Annotated in this window: 20 protein-coding genes and 1 pseudogene; 12 read left to right on the top strand and 9 right to left on the bottom strand. The window is 61.6% G+C overall.

Features of this window, described 5'->3' with window-relative positions; genetic code table 11:
- The first annotated feature begins 40 nt into the window (after window positions 1-40).
- The 3 genes from ACODTO_RS25970 to ACODTO_RS25960 all read left to right on the top strand — a co-directional run bounded on the left by ACODTO_RS25970 (window position 41) and on the right by ACODTO_RS25960 (window position 4,009).
- Window positions 41-2,527, top strand: coding sequence for a circularly permuted type 2 ATP-grasp protein (locus ACODTO_RS25970; RefSeq protein ID WP_139646745.1), 2,487 nt, complete (start codon window positions 41-43; stop codon window positions 2,525-2,527).
- Window positions 2,527-3,417, top strand: coding sequence for a transglutaminase family protein (locus ACODTO_RS25965; RefSeq protein ID WP_139646742.1), 891 nt, complete (start codon window positions 2,527-2,529; stop codon window positions 3,415-3,417). Before ACODTO_RS25970 ends, ACODTO_RS25965 begins: the two co-directional genes overlap by 1 nt.
- A gap of 214 nt (window positions 3,418-3,631) precedes the next feature.
- Window positions 3,632-4,009 (top strand): NUDIX hydrolase, encoded by a 378-nt coding sequence (locus ACODTO_RS25960; protein WP_139646740.1) that lies wholly within the window; start codon window positions 3,632-3,634, stop codon window positions 4,007-4,009.
- A gap of 26 nt (window positions 4,010-4,035) precedes the next feature.
- On the opposite strand, the pseudogene ACODTO_RS25955 reads toward ACODTO_RS25960, so the two are convergent.
- Window positions 4,036-4,624: pseudogene (locus tag ACODTO_RS25955) on the bottom strand (cytokinin riboside 5'-monophosphate phosphoribohydrolase).
- Between the two features lie 352 nt (window positions 4,625-4,976).
- On the opposite strand from ACODTO_RS25955, the gene azu reads away from it, so the two are divergent.
- The gene (gene azu, locus ACODTO_RS25950) at window positions 4,977-5,423 is read left to right on the top strand and encodes an azurin (protein WP_175385555.1); all 447 of its coding nucleotides are present in this window, start codon (window positions 4,977-4,979) and stop codon (window positions 5,421-5,423) included.
- 176 nt (window positions 5,424-5,599) lie between these two features.
- Here azu and nadE read toward each other — a convergent pair whose 3' ends face one another.
- From nadE to ACODTO_RS25935, 3 genes are all read right to left on the bottom strand, one after another.
- On the bottom strand, window positions 5,600-6,427 hold the full coding sequence (gene nadE / locus ACODTO_RS25945) for an NAD(+) synthase (RefSeq protein ID WP_139646734.1): 828 nt from the start codon (window positions 6,425-6,427) through the stop codon (window positions 5,600-5,602).
- Window positions 6,428-6,431: 4 nt separating this feature from the next.
- Complete coding sequence (gene pncB, locus ACODTO_RS25940; protein ID WP_139646732.1) at window positions 6,432-7,658, bottom strand: nicotinate phosphoribosyltransferase; 1,227 nt, start codon at window positions 7,656-7,658, stop codon at window positions 6,432-6,434.
- 271 nt (window positions 7,659-7,929) lie between these two features.
- On the bottom strand, window positions 7,930-8,838 hold the full coding sequence (locus tag ACODTO_RS25935; RefSeq protein WP_055129145.1) for a LysR family transcriptional regulator: 909 nt from the start codon (window positions 8,836-8,838) through the stop codon (window positions 7,930-7,932).
- A gap of 176 nt (window positions 8,839-9,014) precedes the next feature.
- On the opposite strand from ACODTO_RS25935, the gene amaB reads away from it, so the two are divergent.
- The 8 genes from amaB (at window position 9,015) to ACODTO_RS25895 (ending at window position 19,062) form a co-directional block, all read left to right on the top strand.
- The gene (gene amaB, locus ACODTO_RS25930) at window positions 9,015-10,505 is read left to right on the top strand and encodes an L-piperidine-6-carboxylate dehydrogenase (RefSeq protein WP_055129146.1); all 1,491 of its coding nucleotides are present in this window, start codon (window positions 9,015-9,017) and stop codon (window positions 10,503-10,505) included.
- Between the two features lie 169 nt (window positions 10,506-10,674).
- Window positions 10,675-11,958, top strand: coding sequence for an L-pipecolate oxidase (gene amaA, locus ACODTO_RS25925; RefSeq protein WP_139646730.1), 1,284 nt, complete (start codon window positions 10,675-10,677; stop codon window positions 11,956-11,958).
- A gap of 365 nt (window positions 11,959-12,323) precedes the next feature.
- On the top strand, window positions 12,324-13,460 hold the full coding sequence (locus ACODTO_RS25920; RefSeq protein ID WP_139646728.1) for a branched-chain amino acid ABC transporter substrate-binding protein: 1,137 nt from the start codon (window positions 12,324-12,326) through the stop codon (window positions 13,458-13,460).
- Window positions 13,461-13,660: 200 nt separating this feature from the next.
- On the top strand, window positions 13,661-14,575 hold the full coding sequence (locus ACODTO_RS25915) for an ABC transporter permease subunit (RefSeq protein ID WP_024779191.1): 915 nt from the start codon (window positions 13,661-13,663) through the stop codon (window positions 14,573-14,575).
- A gap of 2 nt (window positions 14,576-14,577) precedes the next feature.
- Window positions 14,578-15,882: a high-affinity branched-chain amino acid ABC transporter permease LivM gene (gene livM, locus ACODTO_RS25910; RefSeq protein ID WP_139646725.1), complete on the top strand. Its 1,305-nt coding sequence runs from the start codon at window positions 14,578-14,580 to the stop codon at window positions 15,880-15,882.
- Window positions 15,875-16,747 (top strand): ABC transporter ATP-binding protein, encoded by an 873-nt coding sequence (locus ACODTO_RS25905; protein ID WP_041023534.1) that lies wholly within the window; start codon window positions 15,875-15,877, stop codon window positions 16,745-16,747. The genes livM and ACODTO_RS25905 overlap by 8 nt, the downstream gene beginning before the upstream one ends.
- Window positions 16,744-17,460: an ABC transporter ATP-binding protein gene (locus tag ACODTO_RS25900; protein WP_139646723.1), complete on the top strand. Its 717-nt coding sequence runs from the start codon at window positions 16,744-16,746 to the stop codon at window positions 17,458-17,460. Before ACODTO_RS25905 ends, ACODTO_RS25900 begins: the two co-directional genes overlap by 4 nt.
- Window positions 17,461-18,297: 837 nt before the next feature.
- Entirely contained in the window at window positions 18,298-19,062 is a 765-nt protein-coding gene (locus ACODTO_RS25895) for an SDR family oxidoreductase (RefSeq protein ID WP_464710265.1), read from the top strand.
- Between the two features lie 26 nt (window positions 19,063-19,088).
- Here ACODTO_RS25895 and ACODTO_RS25890 read toward each other — a convergent pair whose 3' ends face one another.
- The 5 genes from ACODTO_RS25890 to ureE form a co-directional block, all read right to left on the bottom strand.
- Window positions 19,089-20,222 (bottom strand): AGE family epimerase/isomerase, encoded by a 1,134-nt coding sequence (locus ACODTO_RS25890; RefSeq protein ID WP_489107270.1) that lies wholly within the window; start codon window positions 20,220-20,222, stop codon window positions 19,089-19,091.
- 179 nt (window positions 20,223-20,401) lie between these two features.
- On the bottom strand, window positions 20,402-20,974 hold the full coding sequence (locus ACODTO_RS25885) for a HupE/UreJ family protein (protein ID WP_489107269.1): 573 nt from the start codon (window positions 20,972-20,974) through the stop codon (window positions 20,402-20,404).
- A gap of 31 nt (window positions 20,975-21,005) precedes the next feature.
- Window positions 21,006-21,620, bottom strand: coding sequence for an urease accessory protein UreG (gene ureG / locus ACODTO_RS25880; RefSeq protein ID WP_041020088.1), 615 nt, complete (start codon window positions 21,618-21,620; stop codon window positions 21,006-21,008).
- 9 nt (window positions 21,621-21,629) lie between these two features.
- Window positions 21,630-22,304 (bottom strand): urease accessory protein UreF, encoded by a 675-nt coding sequence (locus ACODTO_RS25875; protein ID WP_175363102.1) that lies wholly within the window; start codon window positions 22,302-22,304, stop codon window positions 21,630-21,632.
- Window positions 22,301-22,801 (bottom strand): urease accessory protein UreE, encoded by a 501-nt coding sequence (ureE, locus tag ACODTO_RS25870; protein ID WP_139646715.1) that lies wholly within the window; start codon window positions 22,799-22,801, stop codon window positions 22,301-22,303. Before ureE ends, ACODTO_RS25875 begins: the two co-directional genes overlap by 4 nt.
- Window positions 22,802-23,019 lie beyond the last annotated feature (218 nt).

Below are 23,019 nucleotides of genomic sequence, written 5' to 3'. Positions count from 1 at the left end.
GCGCTAGTCTCACCTTTCACTGCCGTCTGCCGAGCTTTCCATGCCTGACCTGCTTGACCGTTACCCGCTGACAACGGGCACCTATCACGAACTGCTGGACGACAGCGGTGCGGTACGCCCGCACTGGCGGCGGCTGTTCGACCAGTTGCAGCGCAGCACGCCGGCCCAGTTGATGCAGCGTCAGGCCTTGCTGGCGCGACAGATCCAGGAAAATGGCGTCACCTATAACGTCTATGCCGATCCGAAGGGCGCCGACCGGCCGTGGGAGCTGGACTTGCTGCCCCACGTCGTCGATGCGCAGGAATGGAAGCAACTGTCGGCCGGTATTGCCCAGCGCGCACGCTTGCTCAACGCGGTGTTGGCCGACCTCTACGGACCGCAACGGCTGATCAGCGAAGGTCTGCTGCCGGCGGAGCTGGTGTTCGGACACAACAACTTCCTCTGGCCCAGCCAAGGCATCAGCCCGCCGGACGGGATTTTCCTGCATTTGTATGCCGTGGATCTGGCGCGAGCGCCCGATGGACGCTGGTGGGTCACGGCGGATCGGACCCAGGCCCCCTCCGGGGCCGGTTATGCGCTGGAAAACCGCATGATCGTCTCCCGTGCCTTTCCGGATCTCTATCGCGACCTGAAGGTCCAGCACCTGTCCGGTTTCTTTCGCACCTTGCAGGAAACCCTTGCCCGGCAGGCCCCCAGCGATGGGGAGCCGCCGCTGGTGGTGTTGTTGACGCCGGGGCGTTTCAACGAAAGCTATTTCGAACACCTCTATCTGGCGCGCCAGCTTGGCTACCCGTTGGTGGAGGGGGGCGACCTGACCGTTCGCGACGCCACGGTCTACCTCAAGACCCTCAGCGGGCTCCGTCGGGTCCACGCGATCATGCGCCGGCTCGATGATGATTTTTGCGATCCGCTGGAGCTGCGTACGGATTCGGCCCTGGGTGTGCCGGGGCTGCTGGAGGCGGTGCGCCAAGGCCGGGTGCTGGTGGCCAACGCCTTGGGTAGCGGTGTGCTGGAATCGCCAGGCTTGTTGGGGTTCCTGCCGAAGATCTGCCAGTTCCTGTTCGGCGAAGACCTGTTGCTCCCCTCCATCGCCACCTGGTGGTGCGGCGAGCCACCGGTGCTGGCCCAGGCCCTGGAAAAGCTGCCACAGCTGTTGATCAAGCCGGCGTTCCCCTCCCAGAGCTTCAGGCCGGTGTTCGGCCGTGACCTGAGCGAGGAGCAGCGCGACCGTCTGGCGGCGCGGATCCAGGCGCGGCCCTACGCGTATGTGGCCCAGGAGCTGGCGCAGCTGTCCCAGGCCCCGGTCTGGCAAGCCGAGGACGGGCTATTGCAGCCACGGGCCATTGGCATGCGCGTGTATGCGGTGTCCGGTGAGGACGATTACCGGGTGCTGCCGGGCGGCTTGACCCGCGTGGCGGCCGAGGCCGATGCCGAAGTGGTGTCGATGCAGCGCGGCGGCGCCAGCAAGGACACTTGGGTGCTGGGAGAACAGGCACCTGGCAGTGAACAATGGAAGGCCCAGCGTACCGTGGGCGTTCACGACCTGGTCCGGCGGGATCCGTACCTGCCGTCCCGGGTGGTGGAAAACCTGTTCTGGTTCGGCCGTTATTGTGAACGCTGTGACGATAGCGCGCGCCTGCTGCGGATCATGCTGGCGCGTTATGTCGATGGCGACGATCCGCAGGCCCTGCAATCGGCGGTGTCCCTGGGTGAAAGCCTGATGCTGCTGCCCGAGGAGGGCGAACTGCCCGAGCGTCTGCTGGTCGCGTTGCTGGGGGACGATTGGTCGTTCAGCCTGCGCTCCAACCTGCAGCGCCTGCAGTGGGCGGCCTCGCAGGTGCGGGGCAAATTGTCCCGAGAGAACTGGCAGGCGCTGGTGGAGCTTCAGCGCGAGGCGCTGGAGCTGGAAACCGACGAAGCGGATTTCGGCGAGCTGCTGGATTTCCTCAACCGGCTGGTGATGTCCCTGGCGGCGCTTTCCGGCTTCGCCCTGGACGACATGACCCGCGACGAGGGGTGGCGCTTCCTGATGATCGGTCGGCGCCTGGAGCGCCTGCAATTTCTCAGCAGCAGTCTGGCCGCATTCCTGCGGGGCGAGGCGGTGTTCGATCAGGCCGGGCTGGAATGGCTGCTGGAACTGGGCAACAGCAGCATCACCTACCGCTCGCGTTACCTGGCGGTCGCCCAGTTGATCCCGGTGCTCGACCTGTTGCTGCTGGACGAGCAGAACCCCCATGCGGTGCTTTTCCAGTTGAAACTGGTGACCCGTACCCTCAAGCGCTTGAACGATGACTTTGGCGCGCCCAGGGAAACCGCATTGCCGGAGTTGGTGACGCGCCTGTCGCGCTTTGACCTGCGTTGCCTGGAGAATCCACTGTTTGGCGAAGCCAGCCTGCGCGCAGCGCTTGATGGCCTGGCCGATCTGTTGCAGGAAGTGGCCGATGTCAGCGGCCAGGTGTCGGATCGCCTGGCCTTGCGTCATTTTGCCCACGTCGATGACGTCAGCCAACGCACGGTGTCCGTATGATGAGCGCCCGCTACCAGATTCTCCACGACACCCACTACCACTATGACAGCCCGGTGTCCCTGGCCCAGCAGCTTGCTCACTTGTGGCCGCGGTCCTGTGATTGGCAGCGTTGCACCGATCAGCAGTTATTGATCAGCCCTGAGCCGACGACCCGTCGGGATGAACTGGATGTCTTCGGTAATCCACTGACCCGGCTGGCATTCGAACGGCCCCATGACGAGTTGTTGGTCAACGCCCGCCTGAGCATCGAGGTCCTGGCCCGCCCCGCGCTGGATTTCAACCTGTCGCCGGCCTGGGAGGCGACCTGCCAGGCACTGACCTACAGCAGCCGGCCGCTGTCCGAGGCGGTGCTGGGTGCGTGTCGCTACCGTTTCGAGTCACCCTACGTGCACCTCAAGCGCAGCTTCGTCGAGTTTTCCGAAAGCTGCTTCCCGCCGGGACGCCCGTTGATGTTGTGCATTCGGGCGTTGATGGAGAAGATTTTCGACGAGTTCACGTTCGATGCCGAGGCAACCCAGGTGGCGACGCCGCTGGTGGAGGTGCTGGAGCGACGGCGGGGCGTCTGCCAGGACTTTGCCCACCTGATGCTGGCCTGCGTGCGCTCCCGTGGGTTGGCGGCGCGCTACATCAGCGGCTACCTGCTGACCCAGCCACCGCCCGGCCAGCCTCGGCTGATTGGCGCCGATGCGTCCCATGCCTGGATCTCGGTGTTTTGCCCGGAGCTGGGCTGGGTGGATTTCGACCCGACCAACAACGTACAGCCCGCCCTGGAGCACATCACCCTGGCCTGGGGCCGGGACTTCTCCGACGTGTCGCCGTTGCGTGGGGTGATCCTGGGGGGCGGTAATCACGATCCCGAGGTTCGCGTGACAGTGATGCCGCTGGAGTAATACAGGGTTTGGTCTGAGGGAAGGCTGCGGGAGCATGGCTTGCCCTGTGGGAGCATGGCTTGCCCGCGATCGGGATGTAGCGGCTGAGCTGAAAACCGCGAGGGCCATCGCGAGCAAGCTTTGCTCCCACAGGGCAAGCCATGCCCCCACAGGAACTGCGTGCTTCCATGGGGGCCACATGGTTCATAGGCGCTGTGATTTATTGGAGGGCTATATGTTCCCGGTTTCCATCAAAGGCGTGCTGCAATCCCCCGAAGGCCTGATCGTGCTCATGCTCAACGAGCGGGATGAGTGGGAATTGCCCGGCGGGCGAATCGAATTGGGCGAAACGGCACCGCAATGCCTGGCCCGGGAAATCATCGAGGAACTCGCGGTGGAGGTGAGCGTAGGGGAACCGCTGGATTCCTATCTGTTCGAGGTCATCCCCGGCAAACACGTATTCATCTCCACTTACCGCTGCCAATTGGTGGGCGGCTTCGTGCCGATCGTCAGCCATGAACACAAGGAGATCGGGCTTTTCGAGCCGGGCCAGCTACCGGCCAACCTGCCCGAAGGTTATCGCGCCTCGATTGCCAAAGCCTTGCGCGGGTGAGGGCCCCAGAGCCCTCGCGCCGGTTCTCAGAGGGTTTTCTGCTCAGCCCATTTCGGCTGTACCGAGGGTTGCCATTCATCCAGCGCATCGAGCAGGTCATGCGCTGACTCGCTCACTTGCAGCATGTCGCGATGGGCTGCACGGACGAAACCTTCGTCGACGATATGGTCGAGGAAAGCGGTGAGTTTGCTGTAGAAACCATTCACTTCCAGCAGGCCCAGCGGCTTGCCGTGGTAGCCGAGCTGACCCCAGGTCCAGACTTCGAACAATTCCTCCAGGGTGCCGAGGCCGCCGGGCAGGGCGATGAAGGCGTCGCTGAGTTCGGCCATGCGCGCCTTGCGGGCATGCATACCGTCCACCACCTCCAGGCGGGTCAGGCCGCCGTGGCCGATTTCCTTGTCCTTCAGGCTTTGCGGAATGATGCCGATGACCTCGCCCCCGGCCGCCAGGGCCGCGTCGGCAACGATGCCCATCAGGCCGACGGCGCCGCCGCCATAGACCAGGGTGAGCTTGCGTTCGGCCAATGCTCGCCCCAGGGCTTGCGCCGCTTCACGGTAGGCGGGATTTGGAGCCGGTGCTGGCGCCGCAAAATACACAAACAGACGCGATGGACATGCTTTACTCCAGAGTCGGTAACCGCTGCAGAGTAAAGCCTGGCCGCTGCCGTGTGCAAAGGGCGCAAGGGCATCAAGCCTCGCGTGCAGGTTTTTCGTAGGTGCCGCTGGCACCGCAGGCGTAGGCGGCGAGCAGGCTGCATAACAGGCTGTTGAGGTTCATGACAGGCGCTCCATTGAGGTGATGAGGCCGATCATAGGCGGACATCGTGCGTCTGGCCGGTTGATTGTATCCATCAGGCTGATAGCCTTAAGTTGTATACAATTTTTGATTCAGGTCATAGGAACTTGTCTGAAATTAGGGCAGTCTTCCCCTTTGAAGGAATTTTCTAACCATGCCTTGGAGATTCATGATGTTTGCCAAACTTGTAGCAGTATCCCTGTTGACACTGGCTAGCAGCCAACTGATGGCAGCGGAGTGCAAGATCACCATTGACTCGACTGATCAGATGTCCTTCAGCACCAAGGCCATCGAGATCGACAAGAGCTGCAAGGAGTTCACCGTTGAGCTGACCCATTCGGGCAACTTGGCAAAAAATGTCATGGGCCATAACTGGGTGTTGAGCAAAGAAGCCGACATGCAGTTGATCGCGACCGATGGCCTGGACGCCGGGATCGACGATAACTACCTGAAGAAAGGGGACACTCGTGTCATCGCCCACACCAAGATCATCGGTGCCAATGAGAAAGATTCGGTGACCTTTGACGTATCGAAGCTCGATGCCGCCGAAAAGTACGGCTTCTTCTGCTCGTTCCCGGGCCACATCTCGATGATGAAAGGCACCGTGACGCTGAAGTAATCCTTCAAGCACAAAAAAGCGCCCCGTGCAGGGTAATGCCAGTCAGTTAAGGATCAAACGGTACAACCCTGTGGGAGCAAAGCTTGCTCGCGATAGCGACAGATCAGTCAACATTGTTGCTGACTGACTTACCGTAATCGCGAGCAAGCTTTGCTCCCACAGGCTTTTCGGATCGGCTATGGGGCGTACGGCAACACCCGCTTGTGCTCGGTCTTGCGATAGGTCTCGCAGATGATCCGGGCCGCTTCTTCGCGAATTGTCTGGCCGTGCAGGAAAGCATCGATTTCCCCATAGGTCACGCCGTGAGCGGCCTCGTCGGGTTTGCCCGGGGAGAGGTCCTCGAGGTCGGCGGTGGGGACTTTTTCCACCAGCGATTCCGGCGCTCCGAAGTCACGGGCGATGGCCCTGACCTGATTCTTCACCAGGCCGCTCAGGGGCGCCAGGTCACAGGCGCCGTCACCGAACTTGGTGAAGAAACCCATCACGGCTTCAGCCGCATGATCGGTACCGACCACCAGGCCTTGCTCGGCACCGGCGATGGCGTACTGCGCCACCATGCGCATCCGCGCCTTTGAATTACCCAGCACGAAATCCCGCGAGCCTGGCGTCTTGCCTTCGAATGCCAGGATTTCATTGGCCAGGGCCTTGACCGCCGGGCCGATGTTGACGGTGTGGCGTTCGTCCGGCTCGATGAAGTCCACGCAGGCTTGTGCTTCGTGCTCATCGAACTGGGTTTCGTACGGCAGGCGCACGGCGATGAACTTGTAGGCCGGGTTACCGGTTTTTTCCCGCAACTCGCGCATGGCGCGCTGGGCCAGCAGGCCGGCAGTCAACGAATCGACCCCGCCACTGATCCCCAGCACCAGGCTCTTGAGTCCGGAATTGACGAGGCAGTCCTGGATGAAGCTAACCCGGCGAGCGATTTCGGCCTTGAGGGCGGCCTCATCGGCGAACGGTGGCTGGACCTTGAGCTGTTCAGCAATCTCACGCTGTACGGCTTGCATGAATTCACTCCTTGCTTGATATGCCAGAAAGGGTGGCAGGTACTTGGAAAACGTGTCGCATGTAGGCGACGAAATTCGGATCCTTGCAGTGGGTCTTGCCGGGCTCGTCTGAAATCTTGGCCACGGGTTGCCCGTCACAGCTGATCATTTTAAGCACAATACTCATGGGCTCGACGCCCGGGATGTCGCAGGTCAGGTTAGTGCCAATACCGAAGCTGACATTGATGCGACCACGCAACGCACGGAAAATCTCCAGGCATTTGGGCAAGGTCAGACTGTCGGAGAACACCAGGGTCTTGCTCATCGGGTCGATCCCCAGCTTGTGGTAGTGGGCGATGGCTTTCTCGGCCCAGGTCACCGGGTCACCCGAATCATGGCGCAGGCCGTCGAACAGCTTGGCGAAGAACAGATCGAAGTCCTTCAGGAAGGCGTCCATGGTGATGCAGTCGGTCAGCGCGATCCCCAGCAGGCCCCGGTACTCGCGCACCCAGCAATCGAGGGCGGCGATCTGGCTGTCGATCAGCCGCGGGCCCAGTTGCTGGTGGGCCATGATCCACTCATGGGCCATGGTGCCCAGGGGTTTCATGTCCAGTTCCCGGGACAAATGCACATTGCTGGTGCCGACGAAGCGCCCTGGGAAATCGTGCTTGAGCACGTTCACCACTTCTTCCTGGGTGCGGTAGGAGAACCGGCGGCGGGTACCGAAGTCCGCCACTTGCAGCTCGGACAATTCCTCGCTGCTGGCGTTGGCGCTCAGCCAGTCGAACTTGCGATACAACTGCTCCCGTGCCTGCTCCAGGATCACCTCGCGGTAGCGATAGCGATTGCGCACTTCGCTGACAATGGCCAGTAGCGGCACTTCGAACAGGATCACATGCAGCCACGGCCCGCGCAGGCGGATGAACAGCTCACCATTTTCGATGCCGGTGTACACGTAGCGCAGGTTGAAGCGAAACAGGCCCAGGAAGCGCAGGAAATCCGGCTTCAGGAAGCTGATGCGCTCCAGGAAACCCAACTGATCGGCGCTCAGGTTGAGCTCGGCCAGGCGTTCGATCTGGAAGCGGATCTCTGCCAGATAAGGGCGCAGGTCTTCGCTGTTGCGGCAACGAAACTCCCATTCGACTTCGACGTTGGGGTAGTTGTGCAGGACTGCCTGCATCATCGTCAACTTGTAGAAGTCGGTGTCGAGCAGGTTCTGCACGATGCGATCGGCAAACACACTCTCGCTCATGACGGGTATCTCCAGACAGTTCGCTGCAGCGGGCAGCGTCGGACAGCGGTTTGTGATGAAGGGGCTAGTGGCGCATAACCTTTGGGGTGATTGCCAGTGTTTTTTGGACACGGAGCTTTTGTGGCGAGGGGATTTATCCCCGCTGGGCTGCAAGGCAGCCCTGAAACCGGGCAACTCGGTATATCAGGCAGATTGAGTTGTCAGTATTGGGGCTGCTTTGCAGCCCAGCGGGGATAAATCCCCTCGCCACAGGGCTTTGTGTCGGTAGCTCTTACTGTGGTGCATCAGGATTAGCCATCTGCTCCAACATCCACTCCACAAAGTATCTGACCTTGGGCACCTCTGCCGAATGCTCAGGATAAGCCATGTAATAGGCGTTGGTGCTGGGCATGGCGTGCTGCCATGGAATGATCAGCTTGCCGTCTGCCAGTTCTTCCTCCACCAGAAAGCGCGGCAGCAGGGCGACGCCGCAACCGACCTGGGCGGCGCGGATGCACATGTAGAACGTTTCGAAGCGCGGCCCGTGGTAGCTGTGTTCGGTGTGAAAGCCTTGGTCGGCGAACCAGTCATGCCAGGCCTGGGGGCGTGATGCGTTCTGCAACAGCACCAGGTCGGCCAGTTGCGTCGGGTCGGTAAAGGGGGTATCCGGCAGGCAGCCCGGCGCGCAGACCGGCACCAGTTCTTCGCCGAACAGTTCCAGGGATTCGGTGCCAGGTCGAGAACCCTGGCCGAAGTAGAACGCCATGTCGCTGCGCCCTTGCAGCAAATCGTCGGGCTCCTGCTCGCTGCACAGGTCCAAGTGGATCTTCGGATGCCGCAGGCGCCAGCCTTTGAGGCGCGGCACCAGCCAACGTGCACCGAAGGTCGGCGGCGTGGAGACTCGCAGGACTTCCGTGTCGCCACCGTAGGAGCGCAGGTAATGGGTGGACATTTCGACCTGGGTGAGAATTTTCCGCACTTCCCCCAGGTACAAGTCGCCGGCCGGCGTCAGTTGCAAGCGCCGACGCACGCGGCGGAACAGCAGGTGCTGCAAGAGCTCCTCGAGCTGCGCGACCTGCTTGCTGACGGCGCTTTGGGTCAGATGCAATTCTTCGGCGGCACGGGTGAAGCTCAGGTGACGGGTCACCGCTTCAAAACATTGCAGCGCCGTAATCGACGGTAAATAGCGTTTATTGAGCATCGGTGAGGCCTATTTGCGGTGGCTCGATGTATCCGTTCACGGGCAGCATGAATAAACGGAATGATATCTCGCTTAAAGGTCGTTTGTTGGCAAGACTCGGGCCAGCTACAACTACAGTCCTGATCAGCCGTGATCGTCCGGCTGCCGTTTTTTGTCTTTCGCTTGAGGAATTGACCATGGTTGCTGCATTGCTTGATCGCCTGGGGGTAGCCCCGGCCCTGTACCAGAACGGCACACAGCCGGTGCATTCGCCTATCGACGGCAGTCGTATCGGCGCGGTGAATTGGGAAGGCGCGGCCGAAGTCGAGCAGCAGGTCAGCCGTGCTCAACATGCTTTCGATCTGTGGCGCCAGGTCCCAGCCCCGCGTCGCGGCGAGCTAGTGCGCCAGTTTGGTGACCTGTTACGTGAATACAAGGCCGATCTCGGCGAGCTGGTGTCATGGGAAGCCGGCAAGATTACCCAGGAAGGCCTGGGTGAAGTGCAGGAGATGATCGACATCTGCGATTTCGCCGTCGGCCTGTCCCGTCAACTGTATGGCCTGACCATCGCCTCCGAGCGCCCGGGTCACCACATGCGTGAAACCTGGCATCCGCTGGGCGTGGTCGGGGTGATCAGTGCGTTCAACTTCCCTGTCGCGGTCTGGGCCTGGAACACCACGCTGGCTCTGGTGTGCGGCGATTCGGTGATCTGGAAACCTTCGGAAAAGACCCCGCTCACCGCCCTGGCGTGCCAGGCGCTGTTCGAGCGTGCATTGAAGAACTTCAGCGATGCGCCGGAATATCTGTGTCAAGTGATCATCGGCGGTCGCGATGCCGGTGAGGCGTTGGTAGATGACCCGCGCGTGGCATTGATCAGCGCCACCGGCAGCACCCGCATGGGTCGGGAAGTGGCGCCGAAAGTCGCCGCGCGCTTTGCCCGCAGCATCCTCGAACTGGGTGGCAACAACGCGATGATCCTGGCGCCGAGTGCCGACCTGGACATGGCCGTGCGCGCCATCCTGTTCAGCGCCGTCGGTACCGCCGGCCAGCGTTGCACTACCCTGCGCCGCCTGATCGCCCATGAGTCGGTGAAAGAAGAAATCGTCACCCGCCTCAAGGCCGCCTATTCGAAAGTGCGCATCGGCCATCCGCTGGAGGGCAACCTGGTCGGGCCGCTGATCGACAAGCACAGCTTCGACAACATGCAGGACGCCCTCGAGCAGGCCTTGAGCGAAGGTGGTCGCGTATTCGGCGGCCAGCGCCAGCTCGAAGACCAGTTCCCGAATGCCTATTACGTGTCGCCGGCCATCGTCGAGATGCCGGAGCAGAGCGACGTGGTCCGCCACGAAACCTTCGCCCCGATCCTGTATGTGATCGGCTACAAGGACTTCGCTGAGGCCCTGCACCTGAACAACGCCGTGCCCCAAGGCCTGTCGTCCTGCATCTTCACCACGGACGTGCGTGAAGCCGAGCAGTTCATGTCTGCGGTGGGCAGCGATTGTGGCATCGCCAACGTCAACATCGGCCCGAGCGGCGCGGAAATCGGCGGCGCCTTCGGCGGTGAGAAGGAAACCGGCGGCGGTCGCGAATCCGGCTCCGACTCGTGGCGCGCCTACATGCGTCGCCAGACCAACACCGTCAACTACTCGCTGGAGTTGCCGTTGGCCCAGGGGATTACGTTCGACTGAGGTTGAGTGAAGCGGATCTTCCTTTCATGAAGATCCCTGTGGGAGCGAGCCTGCTCGCGATGGCGGTCGATCAATCGACATCAGTGTTGAATGAGCGTCGCCATCGCGAGCAGGCTCGCTCCCACCCTTGAAAGGTGTGATGGTTGGGTTTCATTTCCGGAGTCTGGCAATGCCGTTACGCGAAGAATGTCTGTGGGAAAAACTGACGCCGCAAAGGCCTGAAAACACTGCGCTCACCGGTGAGGTCACGGTGGACGTCTGCGTGATTGGCGCAGGCTTTACCGGGTTGTCGGCGGCGGTGCATTTACTGGAACAAGGCAAGCGCGTCGCGGTGCTGGAGGCTCATCGGACCGGACACGGCGGTTCGGGGCGCAATGTCGGGCTGGTGAACGCGGGCCTGTGGATTCCGCCGGACGATATCGAGGCCGGCTTCGGCGAAGCCGTCGGCAGCCAGCTCAATCGCATGCTGGGCGCAGCTCCAGCGTTGGTGTTCAGCCTTGTCGACAAGTACAACATCGATTGCCAGTTGCGCCGCGAAGGCACGCTGCACATGGCCCATAACGCCCGGGGCGAGGCGGACCTGCGCAGTCGTGAAGAACAATGGAAACGCCGTGGCGCCCCGGTGGAGCTGCTTACCGGCCAAGCCTGCGTCGAAGCCACAGGCACGTCGAAAATCGCTGCGGCTTTGTTGGATCGACGCGCCGGTACGCTCAATCCTATGGCCTATGTCAGCGGATTGGCCAAGGCGGCGGCGGACCTGGGCGGACAACTGTTTGACCACTCCCCCGTGACCCGCCTGGAACGCCAGGGCCAGCGCTGGTCGGTACAGACGGCCCAGGGTTCGGTACTGGCCGAGCAGGTGGTGATCGCCTCCAATGCCTACACCGAAGGCGAATGGACCGAGCTGCGGCGCAATTTCTTCCCCGGCTATTACTACCAGGTGGCTTCCGTCCCGTTGACCGACGAGGCGGCACAACGCATCTTGCCTGGCGGCCAGGGGTCGTGGGACACCCGTCAGGTGTTGAGCAGCATTCGCCGCGACAAGGACGGTCGTTTGTTGCTGGGCAGCCTGGGCAATGGCAACCGCAAGCCCACCTGGTTCCTCAAGGCCTGGGCGGATCGGGTACAGCAGCACTACTTCCCGTATCTCAAGTCGGTGGAATGGGAGTCCACCTGGACCGGTTGCATCGCCTTCACCCCCGACCATCTGATGCGCCTGTTCGAGCCGGCGCCCGGATTGGTGGCGGTCACCGGCTACAACGGGCGGGGCGTGACCACCGGTACGGTGGTGGGCAAGGCCTTTGCCGATTACCTGTGCCATGGCGACGCGAAAGCGTTACCGATTCCCTTTGCGCCGATGCAACCCGTGACCGGGGCGGGGGTGCGCAGCTGCTTGTATGAGGCGGGCTTCTCGCTGTATCACGCGGGCCAGTGCCTGCGGATCGTCATTTGAGTGTGGAAAAATGTTGCCGGAACCGGCGTTTTCCGGCGAAGCGTCTAGCCTGTAATGGTGCGGGTTGTAGCAGTTGTGCACCGACAGTGTGCAGTTCGGTGACGCAGGTTGTTACAGGCTGGTTGCACGTACTTTCCTGCGATGGTTGCAATGATGGCTCAAAGAGGGTTGTACTCGGCTAGGCAAAAGGTTGCACCTCGTGCGATTTAGACGGTTGCACGCCCTGTGAAAAAGGGCCCGAAACAGTCGAAATAACAATAAAGCAGCGACTTTTTTCAGAATAAAAAACCGATGGCACGGCCCTTGCTCTGAGCTTTTCAGTGAAGTCGCAGTGCCAACTAAAAAAAACCTTGGAGCACCACCTCATGTCCCAGACGTTTTACAAGAAAGGCTTTCTGGCCCTCGCCGTTACAGCAGCGATGGGTGTTTCCGCGTTTGCCCATGCAGACTTCAAGATCGGTGTAGCGGGTCCCATGACTGGTGCCAACGCAGCGTTTGGCGAGCAGTACATGAAAGGGGCGCAGGCGGCGGCGGACGAAATCAACGCCAAGGGCGGCGTGAACGGCGAGAAGATCGTGCTGGTGAAAGGTGACGACGCCTGCGAGCCGAAGCAGGCCGTGGCCGTGGCCAACCGCTTCGTCGACCAGGACAAGGTGAACGCCGTGGTCGGTCACTTCTGCTCCTCGTCGACCATCCCGGCTTCCGAAGTCTATGGTGACGCCGACATCATGGCCATCACCCCAGGTTCCACCAACCCGGCCGTTACCGAGCGTGGCCTGAACGCGATGTTCCGTATGTGCGGTCGTGACGACCAGCAGGGCATTGTCGCCGGCGACTACATTGTCGACGTGCTCAAGGGCAAGAAAGTCGTGGTGTTGCACGACAAGGACACCTACGGCCAGGGCCTGGCGGATGCCACCAAGGCCCAGCTGACCAAGCGCGGCGTGACCCCGGTACTGTACGAAGGCCTGACCCGTGGTGAGAAAGACTTCAGCGCCGTGGTCACCAAGATCCGTGCCGCTGGTGCCGACGTGGTCTACTTCGGCGGCCTGCACCCGGAAGCCGGCCCGCTGGTTCGCCAACTGCGTGAGCAAGGCCTCAAGGACGTGAAATTCATGTCCGACGACGGCATCGTGACCGACGAACTGGTGACCACCGCCGGCGGCGCGCAATACGTCGATGGCGTGTACATGACCTTCGGTGCCGACCCACGCCTGCTGCCAGACAGCAAGTCCGTGGTCGACGCATTCCGTGCCAAGGGCACCGAGCCGGAAGGCTACACCCTGTATGCCTACGCTTCCGTCCAGACCCTGGCGGCCGCTTTCAACGGTGCCAAGTCGAGCAAGACCGACGCTGCGGCCGAGTGGCTCAAGACCAACCCGGTCCAGACCGTAATGGGCAAGAAGGAATGGGACAAGAAGGGTGACCTGAAGGTCTCCGACTACGTGGTCTACCAGTGGGATAAGGACGGCAAATACCATCAGTTGGAAAAACAGAAGTGATTTGAAGGGATAACGGCGTGTGGCGAGGGAGCGTGCTCCTTCGCCACGCAACCCGTGATCGCCCTTCCCGGGCTGGTATCAGCCAGGACCCACCTGTCTTTTCTCCCGAAAGCTGTGCGCCCACCGTGTAGCCTCGGCGGCTGAACCCCGGTCCGTCGCTGCGGTGCGCGTGCAGTCTTTCAAATGCGTGAGATTGCGTTATGGATGGTATTTTCCTGCAGCAACTGATCAATGGCCTGACCCTCGGGTCGGTCTATGGTCTGATCGCCATCGGCTACACAATGGTCTACGGCATCATCGGCATGATCAACTTCGCCCACGGCGAGGTTTACATGATTTCCGCGTACCTCGCGGCAATCAGTCTGGCTCTGCTGGCGTACTTCGGTATTGAATCCTTTCCGCTAATGATCCTCGGCACCCTTGTGTTCACGGTTGTGGTCACCGGGGTATACGGCTGGGTCATCGAACGCGTCGCCTACAAACCGCTGCGCAACTCCACCCGCCTGGCACCGCTCATCAGTGCCATCGGCATTTCGCTGATCCTGCAGAACTATGCACAGATCAGCCAGGGCGCTCGCCAACAGGGTGTGCCGACACTGCTTGAAGGCGCCATGCGCGTCGACATCGGCACCGGCTTCGTCCAACTCACCTACACCAAGATCTTCATCCTGGTCGCCGCGTTCGCCGGGATGGCCTTGCTGACCTACATCATCAAGTACACCAAGCTGGGGCGCATGTGCCGTGCCACCCAGCAAGATCGCAAGATGGCCTCGATCCTGGGGATCAACACCGACCGGGTGATTTCCTACGTGTTCATCATCGGCGCGGCCATGGCGGCCCTGGCCGGTGTGCTGATCACCATGAATTACGGCACGTTCGACTTCTATGCCGGCTTCATCATCGGCATCAAGGCGTTCACCGCAGCGGTCCTCGGTGGCATCGGTTCCCTGCCTGGGGCGATGCTCGGCGGGATCATCCTCGGGATCTCCGAGTCGCTGTTCTCCGGACTGATCAACTCCGACTATAAAGACGTGTTCAGTTTCTCCCTGCTGGTGATGATCCTGATTTTCCGTCCCCAAGGCCTGTTGGGTCGCCCACTCGTGGCGAAGGTATAAGTATGTCTGCTGCCAATAAACCGATTGATATCAAACAGAGCGTCATTGACGCGATCCTGGCGGGCCTGATCTCGCTGATCGTATTCGGGCCGATTGTCGGCGTGGTGCTCGACGGCTACAGCTTCAACCTGCAACCGGCCCGCGTCGGCTGGCTGGTGGCGATCGTGATGATCGGGCGCTTTGCCTTGAGCCTGTTCCTGCAAACGTCCAAGGGCCTGAAGGTGCTCCAGGGCTTTGAAAACCCGGGTTCCGGCGTGCACGTCCTGCCACCGGACTACAAGTCGCGCCTGCGCTGGATCATCCCGGCGCTGATCGTGATTGCCATCGTGTTTCCGTTTTTCGCCAACAAATACGTGCTCACGGTAGTCATCCTCGGGCTGATCTACGTGCTGCTCGGCCTGGGCCTGAACATCGTGGTCGGCCTGGCGGGCCTGCTCGACCTGGGTTATGTGGCGTTCTACGCCATCGGTGCCTATGGCCTGGCGCTGGGCTATCAGTACCTGGGACTGGGTTTCTGGACCGTGCTGCCACTGGCGGCGCTTGCGGCAGCGCTGGCGGGATGCATATTGGGCTTCCCGGTGTTGCGAATGCACGGCGACTACCTGGCGATCGTGACCCTGGGCTTCGGTGAAATCATCCGACTGGTGCTCAATAACTGGCTGTCGTTCACCGGCGGGCCAAACGGCATGCCCGTGCCGTCGCCGACCTTCCTCGGTCTGGAGTTCGGTCGCAAGGCCAAGGATGGAGGGGTGCCATTCCACGAGTTCTTCGGCATCGACTACAACCCGAACCTGAAATTCCTGTTCATCTACATCGTGTTGTTCATCGTTGTGCTGCTGGTGCTCTACATCAAGCACAGGTTGACGCGCATGCCGGTCGGGCGCGCCTGGGAAGCCCTGCGTGAAGACGAGATCGCCTGCCGTTCCATGGGCCTGAATCACGTACTGGTCAAGCTTTCGGCGTTCACCCTCGGTGCATCCACCGCCGGCCTGGCCGGGGTGTTCTTCGCCAGCTACCAGGGGTTCGTCAACCCGTCGTCGTTCACATTCTTCGAATCGGCGCTGATCCTGGCGATCGTGGTCCTGGGCGGCATGGGCTCGACAGTGGGCGTGGTGATCGCGGCATTCGTACTCACCATTACGCCAGAGCTGCTGCGCAGCTTCTCCGAATACCGCGTGCTGCTGTTCGGTGTGCTGATGGTGTTGATGATGATCTGGCGACCTCGCGGCCTGATCCGCATCAGCCGTACCGGTGTGAGGCCGCGTAAAGGTGTCATAGCGCATGAGGGAGGGCAGCGCCATGAGTGAAGTCGTACTCCAGGTCGAAAACCTGATGATGCAATTCGGTGGCATCAAGGCCCTCAGCGATGTCAGCCTGCAGGTCAAGCGCAACTCGATCTTCGCCCTGATCGGCCCCAATGGCGCGGGCAAGACCACGGTGTTCAACTGCCTGACCGGTTTCTACAAAGCCTCCGGCGGCAAGATCGAACTCAACGTGCGCGGCGAGCGGACCAACGTCATCAAACTGTTGGGCGAAGCGTTTCGCCCCACCGACTTCGTCTCGCCGAAATCCTTCGCCAGCCGGCTGTACTACAAGATGTTCGGGGGGACCCACCTGGTGAACCGCGCCGGCCTGGCCCGTACCTTCCAGAACATTCGCCTGTTCCGGGAAATGTCGGTGCTGGAAAACCTCCTGGTGGCCCAGCACATGTGGGTCAACCGCAGTCTGGTGGCCGGCATCCTCAACACCAAGGGTTATCGCAAGGCCGAAAGCGACGCACTGGATCATGCCTTCTACTGGCTCGAAGTCGTGGACCTGGTGGACTGTGCTAACCGCCTGGCGGGTGAGCTTTCCTATGGTCAGCAGCGCCGCCTGGAAATTGCCCGGGCCATGTGCACCCGTCCGCAGGTCATCTGCCTCGACGAACCGGCCGCCGGCCTCAACCCTCAGGAAACCGAAGCGCTGAGCGCGATGATCCGACTGCTGCGCGACGAGCACGATCTGACCGTGGTGCTGATCGAACACGACATGGGCATGGTAATGAGCATTTCCGACCACATCGTGGTGCTGGACCACGGCAACGTGATCGCCGAGGGCGGCCCGGAGGCGATTCGCAACGATCCGAAGGTGATCGCGGCCTACCTGGGTGCCGATGAAGAGGAACTGGTATGAGTGAACCGATCCTCGAACTCAAGGAGCTGGACGTGTTCTACGGGCCGATCCAGGCCCTGAAGAAAGTCTCGATGCACATTGGCAAAGGCGAGACGGTGAGCCTGATCGGCTCCAATGGCGCTGGCAAGTCCACGCTGCTGATGTCGATCTTCGGCCAGCCGCGCGCAGCCAGTGGGCAGATCATCTACCAGGGTGTGGACATCACCCATAAGTCGTCCCACTACATCGCGTCCAACGGCATCGCCCAGTCGCCGGAAGGCCGGCGGGTGTTCCCCGACATGACCGTCGAGGAGAACCTGCTGATGGGCACCATCCCCATCGGCGACAAGTACGCCAGCGAAGACATGCAGCGCATGTTCGAACTGTTCCCGCGGCTCAAGGAGCGGCGCAACCAGCGGGCCATGACCATGTCGGGTGGCGAGCAGCAAATGCTCGCCATTGCCCGGGCGTTGATGAGCCGGCCGAAGTTGTTGCTGCTCGATGAGCCGAGCCTGGGGCTGGCGCCAATCGTGGTGAAACAGATCTTCGCCACCCTGAGGGAACTGGCGTCCACCGGGATGACCATCTTCCTGGTGGAGCAGAACGCCAACCACGCCCTCAGGTTGTCGGACCGGGCCTATGTGATGGTCAACGGCGAAATCCGCCTGACCGGCACCGGCAAGGAGCTGCTCGCCAACGAAGAGGTGCGCAACGCGTACCTGGGCGGGCACTGACGCCGATATGGCAATAAAGAAACCGGCGAGTGATCGCCGGTTTTTTTATCTCTCCTGAACATCACCAACCCCTGTGGGAGCGAGCCTGCTCGCGATAGCGATGGAACAGTCGGCATCTCTGTGCCTGATCCACCGCTATCGCGAGCAGGGGAAATTCATGTGGCCGAAGAATTGTGGACAACAATCCTCAACCCTTAGCAAACCGCGACATAAAGTCGCCGCAAACAGTTGTTTTGTCACGGTTTTGACTTGTCCCCGTTTGCTGTGGAACCGGCTGTGGGTAACGTGGGAGTAGCTGGCTGGACGCCTTTAAATACGTGGCTTGCAGGCCGGCGATCGTTTTTTGATCAGGCATTTTCAGGCGAGCATGAGTCTAGGTTGTCAACACTTTTTTAAGCGCGGGATAGGCCGGAAAATCTGTGGGCAATCCTGTGGATAAGTCTGTGACTAAACTCTGGAAAGACCGCTCTGAGGGCCGTGGTTACTGGCTTCGAGCCATCGCCCCTATGGATCGTGGTTTATAGCAGAGAATCCGATCTGCACAAGCTCACATGCAGGGTCAAGGGAAAAAATTTTCCAGATGCCTCGCAAAGCCTTATGCACAGCGGGCTGGAGCGTTTTCACTTGCCCCCGATTACTGTGGACGTGCCTGTGGATAAGGTGCGGGCAACAGGCTGCACCCCCTATCCTGCAAGGGTTGGCGCGGTTTGATCATTTTATGATCAGTCCGACCCGAATCAACATCCACGGTGGGCAGTTGCCGCTCGCGGTCGGGCCGGGCATGCTGTGGGCCGATCCCATTCAATGGCTGCCTCAAGCCCATTCAAGGAGAACATGATGTCCAACACCCTGTTTATCACCGGGGCGACGTCCGGATTTGGCGAAGCCTGTGCCCGTCGTTTTGCCGAGGCCGGTTGGAAACTGGTGCTGACCGGGCGCCGTGAAGAGCGCCTCAGTGCACTGTGTGCCGAGCTGTCGAAACAAACCGAAGTCCATGGCCTGGTATTGGATGTGCGCGACCGCACGGCCATGGAGGAGGCAATCGCCAATCTGCCGCCGTCCTTCGCTACATTGCGTGGCTTGATCAACAACGCTGGACTCGCCCTGGGGGTCGATCCGGCGCCCAAGTGCGACCTCGACGATTGGGACACGATGGTCGACACCAACGTCAAAGGGCTGCTCTACAGCACGCGCCTGCTGCTGCCGCGCCTGATTGCCCATGGCCGCGGTGCAGGGATCATCAACCTGGGCTCCATCGCCGGCAACTACCCCTACCCGGGTAGCCACGTGTATGGCGCGACCAAGGCGTTCGTCAAACAGTTCTCGCTGAACCTGCGTTGTGACTTGCAGGGTACGGGTGTGCGGGTCAGCAACATCGAGCCAGGGCTGTGTGAGAGCGAGTTCTCACTGGTGCGCTTCGGCGGTGACCAGGAACGCTACAACGCGACCTATGCCGGGGCCGAGCCGATCCAGCCGCAGGACATTGCCGAAACCATTTATTGGGTGCTCAACACGCCAGCCCACATCAACATCAACAGCCTGGAACTGATGCCGGTAAGCCAAACCTGGGCCGGATTTGCCATTGAGCGTAACAAGACCTGACGGCAATCCCCTCGCCACAAACAGCCTCAGCCCAGGTAATCGGCCAATCCGCGATAGCAGGTCATCAGGTGATAGGGGGTGGTGGAGGGCATGTCCCGACGGCTGACGAGGCCGTCGGCATCAAGGCATTCGTTCCACCCCTTGGCATGCAGGAAATGCTGTTGCAGAGCCTGTAGCTGACGCAGCAACACGTCCTGGCTTCCCGGGCGCAGGGTGAGGGCGCGCAGGTATTCGGCCTGGGCCCAGATGCGCTGGGTGGTGTCGCGCGCGACAGCGTCCGGCGCCGGGCCCAGCATGGCGCATACCGCGCCGGACTGGAGGTTCACGCCTTGTTGCTCGGTATAGCCGAAGCTTTGTTCCAGGGCCGCATGCAACTTGCTGCCCAGCAGCAGGGAAGACGAGGCCAGCAGGAAATACCACTCGAACTGGTGTCCCGGCTCAAACCAGTTATCCACAGCCTTGAGCGGTTTCTCCATCATCACGCCCAGCTTCGGTTCAATGAAACGCTTGAACATTCCATCACACAGGCTCAGCAATGCCTGGCGAGTGCTGGCGTCTTCGCGAACCGAGAGGGTGGCGAGGAAGGCTTCGGCCAGGTGCATCAGGGGGTTCTGCAACGGGCCGGATCCGAGCGTTGACCAGTCGCGCTTGAGACCGGCCTCGTAGAGACCGTCGCCAGTGGCAAAGCGCCGGGCAATGACTTCCAGGGCAGCGTTGAGCACCGATTCCACCAGCGGCTCGCGAACCTTGCCCCAGTAGTGGGCGCAGGCAAACAGGATGAAGGCGTGGGTGTAGAGGTCTTTGCCGGTGTCCAGCGGGGTGCCTTGCGGGTCGATGCTGTAGAACCAGCCGCCGTGTTCGGCATCGTGGAAGTGCCGCTGCAGCGAGCGGAACAGCGCCGCGGCCCGTTCTTCGGCCCCTGTCACTTCGCCGATCAGACTGGCGAACACATACAACTGTCTGGCGCAGGCCATCGCGCGGTAACGCTGGGGCGGCAACGGCGTGTGGGTGGCATCCAGGGACTCGTAGGGCAGTGCCAATTCGGCATTCCAGCCCGGGCCCTGCCACATGGGCACGATCACCTCGTGAAAATGCTGGCGCACTGTTGCGAACAGGGCGATCAATTCAGGCGAAGGAGCGGGGCGGGAAGCATCGGGCATGGGCGGACGTCGTCACGGCAGGGGCGATTGCGCGACATGGTAGCAGAGTGACCGACTTCAGATAGGTAGCGCTTGCAAGTCTGCCATCGCGAGCAGGCTCGCTCCCACAGTTGTTGGGCGTACGCCGTTCATGTGGGAGCGAGCCTGCTCGCGATGAGGCCCGTACGGGCACTAATAAATCAACCCGCCAACAACCAGACCCCAACCCCCGCCGAAGCCGCCCCCGCCAGCCGCACCAAAGGCGCTGCGGCTCGCGGCAACGCGCGAACCAGGGCGAAACCTGCGCCATGCAGCGCCGCTGTCGCTGCGACGAATCCGGCCGCATAGGCCCATGGGCTCGACATGTCCGGCAGTTCCAACCCATGGGCCACGCCATGGAACAGCGCAAACAATGCCGTCGCGACAACCGCCAGGCTCAATGGCGGACGCACGGCCAGCGCCACCGCCAGGCCCAGGGCCAGCACCGAGGCGGCAATCCCGCTTTCCAGTGCCGGCAACTGCAGGCCTTCGAAACCGAACAAGCCACCGATCAGCATGGTGCCGATGAACGTGCAGGGCAGCGCCCAACGTGCGATGCCTTGTTGTTGTGCCGCCCACAAGCCGACTGCGAGCATGGCGAGCAAATGATCCAGGCCGCCGACAGGGTGCCCGAGGCCGGCGATCAGGCCATTGTCGCCATGGCCGGGGTGGGCGAATGCCAGGGTCGGGGCCAGCAGCAGGGCGAGGGCGCCGAGAATGCGTTTGAGTGTCATGAAAAGGCTTCCTTGTTGAGAGTTCGAAAAATCAGGCCGCAGTCAGCAGGCCCTGGCGCTCGATGAACGCGATGATTTCGTCCAGGCCCTGGCCGGTTTTCTGATTGCTGAACACGAATGGCTTGCCGTTGCGCATCCGCCGGGTGTCGCTGTCCATCATCTCCAGGGAGGCGCCTACCAGTGGTGCCAGGTCGATTTTATTGATCACCAGCAAGTCGGACTTGCAGATGCCCGGCCCGCCCTTGCGTGGCAACTTGTCCCCGGCCGATACATCGATCACGTAGAGGGTCAGGTCCGAGAGTTCCGGACTGAAGGTCGCCGAGAGGTTGTCGCCGCCGGACTCCACCAGGATCAGATCCAGCCCCGGGAAGCGCCGGTTCAACTGGTCTACCGCTTCGAGGTTGATCGAGGCGTCTTCGCGAATGGCTGTGTGCGGGCAACCACCGGTTTCGACACCAATGATCCGCTCCGGCGCCAGGGCTTCGTTGCGGACCAGGAAGTCGGCGTCTTCGCGGGTGTAGATATCGTTGGTGACCACCGCCAGGTTGTAGCGCTCGCGCAGGGCCAGGCACAGGGCCAGGGTCAGGGCGGTCTTGCCGGAGCCCACCGGGCCGCCGATGCCGACGCGCAGGGGTTGTGTGTTCATGTTGGTCTCCTAGGAACGGAACAGACGGCTGTACTGGCGCTCATGGGCCATACACGCCAGGGACAGGCCAAACGCGGCGCTGCCGTAATGCTCGGGGTTGATGTTCGAGGCGTTGTGCTGGGCCTGTTGCAGCAGCGGCAGCAGTTCGCTGGTCAGGCGCTGGGCGGCTTGCTGGCCGAGGGGAAGGGTTTTCATCAGCACCGCCAGTTGGTTTTCCAGCCAGCTCCACAGCCAGGCGGCGAGCGCGTCCTGGGGCGCGATGTCCCAGGCGCGGGCGGCCAGGGCCCAGCCCAGGGCCAGGTGTGGTTCGCTACGTTGCTCGAGAAATTGTCGGGCGGCACCGTCGAGTTCCGGCAGGCCGCCGAGCAGTTGCTGCAACGAATAGCCCATCTGCCGGCTCTCCTGATACAGCTCGCGGGTTTCCCGGCTGGCGCGGTGTGCTTCGCAGTGTTGCTCCAGGGTGGCCCAATCGTCAGCCGCGGCGGCGGTGCAATGGGCGAGAAGCAGGGGCGCTTCGAAGCGTGCCAGGTTCAGCAGCAATTGATCGCCGATCCATCGGCGTGCGTCGTCGGCGGTCTTGACCTGGCCGTTATCCACCGCCATCTCCAGCCCTTGGGAATAGCTGTAGCCGCCGATGGGCAACTGCGGGCTGGCCAGACGCAACAGCGCCCAGGCCGGGTTCATGTGCGCACGCCGAACTGATGCAGGCGCGGTGCGTAGTTGAAGTCTTCGTCGCCGTGCCGTGAATGGTGATGGCCGCCGCCATAGGCGCCGTGTTCCGGTTGGAAGGGGGCTTCGATGGGGGTGACGCTGGCGCCCAATTGTTCGAGCATCGCCTTGAGCACGTAATCGTCCAGCAGGCGCAACCAGCCATCGCCCACTTGCAGGGCCACATGGCGATTGCCCAGGTGATAGGCCGCACGCGTCAGCTCGAAGCCATTGGCGCAGGTGACATGCAGCAGTTGTTCGGGGCGGGCGCAGACGCGCACGATACGTCCGTCTTCGGCCTGGAGGTATTCGCCGTCGTAAAGCGGCGGCTGGCCCCGCTCCAAAAACAATCCCACATCTTCGCCCTCGGCACTGAAACAGCGCAGGCGACTTTTGCTGCGGGCATCAAAAGTCAGATGAAGCTCCGCATCCCAGCGGGGTTGAGTGTCGATTCTGCGGTGAATCACCAGCATCGGAGTGCTTCCAGCAATGAACGGTGCTGTGTTTAGAGCAAGGGGCTTGCCAATCGAAGATGGTGTAGGAAATGGGCGTGGGATGCTTGGCGCAGCCTTTCAGGTCGCTCCGAACCAGTGCGCGCGACGAGAGATGTGCACTGTTCTGTGGCGTTCGGCGGAGCTGTGGGAGCGAGCCTGCTCGCGATGGCGGCGCCTCAGCCAACACCTGCTTCGCT

The organism is Pseudomonas sp. FG13 (assembly GCF_057809755.1).
Note: the sequence above shows the minus strand (reverse complement) of the source record. Positions and strands in the feature narration are given on the sequence as shown.